Source organism: Streptomyces sp. URMC 127 (assembly GCF_051386535.1).
Taxonomy (GTDB): domain Bacteria; phylum Actinomycetota; class Actinomycetes; order Streptomycetales; family Streptomycetaceae; genus Streptomyces.
The window spans coordinates 1-5,774 of record NZ_JBPQTW010000320.1; the positions used below are offsets into that span (position 1 = coordinate 1).

The window sequence follows — 5,774 nt, forward strand, 5'->3', positions numbered from 1 at the left end:
GCCCCGCACACCACGGCGACCCCCACCGGCTCGCCCCCGTCGGGCAGCCCCGCCCGCAGCAGCGCGAAGGTGTCGTTGGCGACGGCGGTCGTCCGCCCCCAGCCGCGGGCGGAGATCTCCGCGGTCAGCGCCTCCTCCTCCACCGGCAGGTCGCAGTTGGCCAGGCACGCCTGGACGTGGGCGGCGTACGGGGGGAGGCCGCCGGCTCCCGCCACGGCCCGCTCCACCAGCTCCGCCAGGCCGTCCACCGCGGACCGCACGCCCGCGCCCTGCGGCTGGAACCCGCCGCCGCGCGCCGCCCCCAGCACCGCCCCGTCCGGTCCCACCAGCGCCACGTCGGTCTTGCTGTTGCCCGCGTCGACAGCCAGCAGCGCGCCGCCCGCACGCGTCACGTCCGTACGCGTCACGTCCGTACGCGCCACGTCCGCACGCGTCACGTCCGTACGCCCCGCCTCCGTACGCGTCACGTCCGTACGTCTCACGCCCACGCGAGGTGGTCCCGGTTGTGGGCGAGGAGGGCGTCGGTCAGCCGGTCGGCGTGGTCGAGCTGGCCGACCAGCGGGTGCGCGAGCAGCGCCGCGAACACGCGCTCGCGGCCGCCCTTGAGCGCCGCCTCCAGCGCCAGGTGCTCGTACGCCGTGACGCTCGCGACCAGCCCCGCGAACAGCGGCTCCAGCAGCCGTACGGGCAGCGGGCGCGGCCCCCGCGCGCCGACGGCCGCCGGCACCTCGATCACCGCGTCGTCCGGGAGGAAGGGCAGGGTGCCGTCGTTGCGGGCGTTGACGACCTGGACGTCGCCCGTGTCCCGCAGCAGCGACGCGGTCAGGGCCACCGCCGCCTCCGAGTAGAAGGCGCCGCCGCGCTTGGCGAGCAGCGCGGGCTTCTCGTCGAGCGCCGGATCGGCGTAGAGGGCCAGCAGCTCCCGCTCCATCGCCGCCACTTCGGCCGCCCGCGACGGCTTGGTCCGCAGCTCCCGGACGACCTCGTCGTGACGGTAGAAGTAGCGCAGATAGTAAGAGGGCACGACGCCGAGCCGCTCCACCAGCGAGCGCGGCATGCGCAGGTCCCCGGCGATCGCGTCCCCGTGCTCGGCGATCAGCCGCGGCAGGACGTCCCGCCCGCCCACGGTCACCGCCCGCTCCCACGTGAGGTGGTTCAGTCCCACGTGCTCCAGCGCCACCTCCTGCGGAGCCACCCCGAGCAGCCGGGCGAACTTCCGCTGGAAGCCGATCGCGACGTTGCACAGCCCCACGGCCCGGTGCCCGGCCTGCAGCAGCGCCCGGGTCACGATGCCCACCGGGTTGGTGAAGTCCACGATCCAGGCGTCCGGACTGCGCCGCCGCACGCGCTCGGCGATGTCCAGCACTACCGGCACCGTGCGCAGCGCTTTCGCCAGCCCGCCCGCGCCGGTGGTCTCCTGGCCGACGCAGCCGCACTCCAGCGGCCACGTCTCGTCCTGCTGCCGCGCCGCCTGCCCGCCCACGCGCAGCTGCAGCAGGACCGCGTCCGCGCCGTCGGCGCCCGCGTCCAGGTCCGCGGTGCAGGAGACGCGGCCGGGGTGGCCCTGCCGGGCGAGGATGCGCCGCGCGAGCCCGCCGACGAGGTCCAGCCGCTCCGCGTCCGGGTCGATCAGGACGAGCTCCGTCACCGGCAGCGCGTCGCGCAGCCGGGCGAAGCCGTCGACGAGTTCGGGGGTGTAGGTGGAGCCGCCCCCCACCACTGCGAGCTTCAACCGTGACTCCTTCGTCGGTCGCCCCGGCCGGGGCGAGGCGGGCTCAGGCCGTGTCGAACACCGTCTCCCTGGCCGCCGCGAGCGCCGTGCGCAGCGCGCCGGTGAGCACCGGGCTGCCCCCGACGGTGCTCAGCCGCAGCTCCGGCCGGGGCAGCGCCAGCCCGGTGAGCTCCGCCTCCGCCATCGCGCGCAGCCGCTCCCCGCCCGCCCGGCACACCGCGCCGGAGAGCACCACCAGCGCGGGGTCGACCACGGCGACGACCGCCGCGAGGCCCGTGGCCAGCCGCCGGCCCAGCTCGGCGAGCACGTCGTCGCCCGCGCCCGGCGTCCTTGCCGCGCGGGCGAGCGCGTCGGGGGCCGTACGGGCGTCGATGCCGTGGGAGCGGGCCAGCGCGACGACGGCGGAGGAGGACACGAGCATCTGGAAGCCGCCGCCGCCGTCGGGGCCGGCCGTGGCGTCGTCCCCGCCGCGCGCGAGCGGAGCGCCCGGCAGCGGCATGTAGCCGATCTCCCCGGCGCCGCCCGTGGCGCCGCGCAGCAGCCGGCCGCCGAGCACGACCGCCGCGCCGACGCCGTCGTCCGCCCATACCAGGACGTAGTCGCCGCAGCCCTGCGCCGCGCCGGCGTGCTGTTCGGCGACGGCGGCGAGGTTGACGTCGTTCTCGATGACGACGGGCGTGCCCAGGGACCCGGCGAGTTCGTCCCGCAGGGCGGGGGACTGCCAGCCCGGCAGGTGGGGGGCGTAGCGCAGGACGCCGGTGCGCGGGTCGAGGGCGCCGGGCGTGCCGATGACGGTGTGGCGCAGGGCGGCCCGGCCGAGCCCGGCCGCGGCGAGGGCGCCGTCGACGGCCCGCGCGACGAGCTCGGCCGGGCCGGGGGCCTCCTCGGTGCGCACGCGGTGCTCGCCGGCGACCGTGCCCGCGATGTCCGCGACCAGTGCGGTGACGCCGCCGGGGCTCACGGTCAGCGCGGCGACGTGGGCGATGCCGGGGTTGATCTCGTACAGCTGGGCGCTGGGTCCGGGCCGTCCGGTGACGCTCCCGGTGCGGCGCACCAGGCCGGCGGTCTCCAGGCGGGCGAGCAGCTGGGAGGCGGTGGGCTTGGACAGGCCGGTCAGCTCGCCGAGGCGGGTGCGGGTGAGCGGGCCGTGGGCGACGAGGAGGTCGAGGGCGGCGCGGTCGTTCATGGCCCGCAGCACGCGGGGCGTCCCCGGAGTACTGGCCATCACACCTCGCCCCTAGTCTGTTAGGAAACCTTCCTATTAACCGGGAGCGTAGGCGCCGCCGGGCCGGGGCGTCAACGGGCAGCGGCGGGCGGTCCGAGGGCGGCGGCGGGCGGCCCGAAAATCGGGCGACGTATCGCCCGGACGCTGTTAATTTCCGTAACCATGCAACCGCTCGCCGACCACGACATACGCGCGTCCTTCATCAACTGCTCCAAGGGGGAGGCCCGCCGGATCGCGCTTCCGCGCAACCTCTCCGAAGTCCCCTGGGAGGACCTCGACTTCCTGGGCTGGCGGGACCCGGGCGCGCCGGACCGCGGCTACATCGTGGCCGAGCGCGACGGGAAGCTGACCGGCGTGACCCTGCGCGTGCCGCAGGGCGGCCCGCGGAGCATGGCGAAGACCACGATGTGCTCGCTGTGCCTGACGGGCCACCCCGGCTCGGGCGTCTCCCTGCTGGCGGCCCGGCGGGTCGGTCCGGCGGGCCGCGAGGGCAACACGGTGGGCGCGTACATGTGCGCGGACCTGGCCTGCTCGCTCTATCTGCGCGGCAAGAAGGTCCCGCAGATGGCGATGCGCTACAAGGAGACGCTCAGCGTGGAGGAGCGGGTGGCCCGTACGCTCGCGAACCTGGACGACTTCCTGGCCAAGGTCGAGCGGGGCTAGGCCGAGCGGGGCTAGGCCGGGCGGGGCCGGGCCGGGCAGCACCGCGCGGGCCCCGTCACTTGCCCAGCGTCGCCCCCGGCGGTATCGGCGTCGTCGCCTGGGACTGCGGCGACGAGGGGTTGGCCAGGACGGACGGGGCGGCGACGGCCGCCATCGGGTCGGGCCCGCCCTCCGTCTCCAGGTTCGCCTCGGGCGGGCGCCCCACGATGCGGATCCCCTCCGCGTCCAGCGCCTGCTTGATGCGCCAGCGCAGCTCCCGCTCCACGCCCAGCGCCTTGCCCGGCATCGTCTTGGCCGAGACCCGGACGACCACCGAGTCCAGGTAGACGGCGTTCAGGCCGAGGACCTCGACCGGCTCCCACAGCCGCTCCGTCCACGGCTCGGTCTTCTGCATCTCCTCGCCCGTACGGGTGAGGACCTCGCGCACCCGGTCCAGGTCCTCGTCCGCGCGGACCTGGACGTCGACGCCCGCCGTCGCCCAGCCCTGGCTGAGGTTGCCGATGCGCTTGACCTCGCCGTTGCGCACGTACCAGATCTCGCCGTCCGTGCCGCGCAGCTTGGTCACGCGCAGGCCCACCTCGATCACCTCGCCGGAGGCGACCCCGGCGTCGATCGTGTCCCCGACGCCGTACTGATCCTCAAGGATCATGAAGACGCCGGAGAGGAAGTCGGTGACGAGATTGCGGGCGCCGAAACCGATGGCGACGCCCGCCACGCCCGCGCTCGCCAGCAGCGGGGCCAGGTTGATCTTCAGGACCGACAGCACGGTCAGCGCCGCCGTGCCCATGATCAGGAACGAGGCGACGCTGCGCAGCACGGAGCCGATGGCCTCCGAGCGCTGCCGGCGCCGCTCCGCGTTGACCAGCAGGCCCCCCAGGGCCGTGCCGTCGACGGCCGAGGCCGTGCGGTTCATACGCGCTATGAGCTTGGTGATGGCGCGCCGGATCAGGGAGCGCATCACGACCGCGATGACCACGATCAGGATGATGCGCAGGCTGTTGCTGAGCCAGATGGACCAGTTCTCCTCGACCCAGCCGGCGGCGTCGTTCGCCGTCCGTTGTGCCTCGTCGAGAGAGACAGGACGGGGCGTCGCGTCTTCTGCGGCCAGGGCAGCGGACCAGAACACTGCAGGAACCCTCCGTGTGTGATGCCGGCCCGGGACGCGGGCGGGCAAGACCACCCAGACTAGCGGGGCGCAGGTGATCGTCCGTTGCTGTGTTCGAGATGCGACCGGTCCTGAGCGGGGGATGAACAAGATGTGTTCCAAAACACCCGTGACCCGTTACCTGGTCATGGTGGCGCTCCGACCAGGGGCCGGGGGACACTTGCAGGAGATCGTCCCGGCGCGAGCCACGCGCCGCCGGCGTACAAGGAGGCACCCGTGCCGCATGTCCTGGTCCTCAACGCGTCGTACGAGCCGCTCGGCGTCGTACCGCTCCGCCGCGCGCTCATACTCGTCCTCAACGAAAAGGCCGTCAGCCTTGAGGACACCGGCGCCTTCATGCACAGCGCAACGTGCACCATCCCCGCTCCCAGCGTGGTCCGTCTCAAACGGTTCGTCCGCGTGCCCTTTCGGGGGCCCGTCCCGCTCACCCGCCGTGCCCTCTTCGCCCGTGACGGCGGGCGCTGCGCGTATTGCGGTGGCGTCGCAACCAGCGTCGACCACGTGGTCCCGCGCAGCCGCGGCGGCCAGCACGCCTGGGAGAACGTGGTGGCGGCCTGCCGCCGCTGCAACCACGTCAAGGCCGACCGGCACGTCGCCGAGCTGGGGTGGCGGCTGCGCCACCAGCCCGCGCCGCCGTCCGGCCTGGCCTGGCGCATCATCGGCACGGGCCATAGGGATCCGCGCTGGCTGCCTTATCTGGAGGCATTCGGCGCGGAGGATGCGATGGCCCGGATCGACGGCATTTCCGCCTGACGGTTCCGGGCCATCATCGTTCGCACCGGGCGATGCTCCGGCTTGCGGTACCGGTGCGGTTCCGGTAGCCGGAGCCCTCGCCGTTGCGGCGGGCAGGTCCCCCCGCCGCAACGGCGATCCGCCACGACGGCGACAGACCGGCGGAGCGCGCAACAACCGGATCAGCGCGTGCCGCCGGACACCCCGCGTCAGCGGGCCTCGTACGCCTCCACCCCCTGCAGGGTGCCCCCGGAACC

5 protein-coding genes and 1 pseudogene are annotated in these 5,774 nt (G+C 74.5%); 2 read left to right on the forward strand and 4 right to left on the reverse strand.

Annotated elements, in window-relative coordinates; all coding sequences use genetic code 11:
* The 3 genes and pseudogenes from ACSNOH_RS33025 to ACSNOH_RS33035 all read right to left on the reverse strand — a co-directional run.
* Nucleotides 1–392: pseudogene (locus ACSNOH_RS33025) on the reverse strand (ATPase); the annotation flags it as partial.
* 86 nt (nucleotides 393–478) lie between these two features.
* Nucleotides 479–1,717 (reverse strand): 6-phospho-beta-glucosidase, encoded by a 1,239-nt coding sequence (locus ACSNOH_RS33030; RefSeq protein ID WP_436725140.1) that lies wholly within the window; start codon nucleotides 1,715–1,717, stop codon nucleotides 479–481.
* 58 nt (nucleotides 1,718–1,775) lie between these two features.
* Complete coding sequence (locus tag ACSNOH_RS33035) at nucleotides 1,776–2,957, reverse strand: ROK family transcriptional regulator (RefSeq protein WP_436725136.1); 1,182 nt, start codon at nucleotides 2,955–2,957, stop codon at nucleotides 1,776–1,778.
* 162 nt (nucleotides 2,958–3,119) lie between these two features.
* Between ACSNOH_RS33035 and ACSNOH_RS33040 the strand changes: the two genes are divergently transcribed.
* Nucleotides 3,120–3,620: an FBP domain-containing protein gene (locus ACSNOH_RS33040; RefSeq protein WP_436725137.1), complete on the forward strand. Its 501-nt coding sequence runs from the start codon at nucleotides 3,120–3,122 to the stop codon at nucleotides 3,618–3,620.
* A gap of 55 nt (nucleotides 3,621–3,675) precedes the next feature.
* Here the strand turns inward: ACSNOH_RS33040 and ACSNOH_RS33045 are convergent, their stop codons facing one another.
* Nucleotides 3,676–4,746 (reverse strand): mechanosensitive ion channel family protein, encoded by a 1,071-nt coding sequence (locus ACSNOH_RS33045; protein WP_436725138.1) that lies wholly within the window; start codon nucleotides 4,744–4,746, stop codon nucleotides 3,676–3,678.
* Between the two features lie 255 nt (nucleotides 4,747–5,001).
* On the opposite strand from ACSNOH_RS33045, the gene ACSNOH_RS33050 reads away from it, so the two are divergent.
* Nucleotides 5,002–5,538: an HNH endonuclease gene (locus ACSNOH_RS33050; RefSeq protein ID WP_436725139.1), complete on the forward strand. Its 537-nt coding sequence runs from the start codon at nucleotides 5,002–5,004 to the stop codon at nucleotides 5,536–5,538.
* The last annotated feature ends 236 nt before the right edge of the window (nucleotides 5,539–5,774 follow it).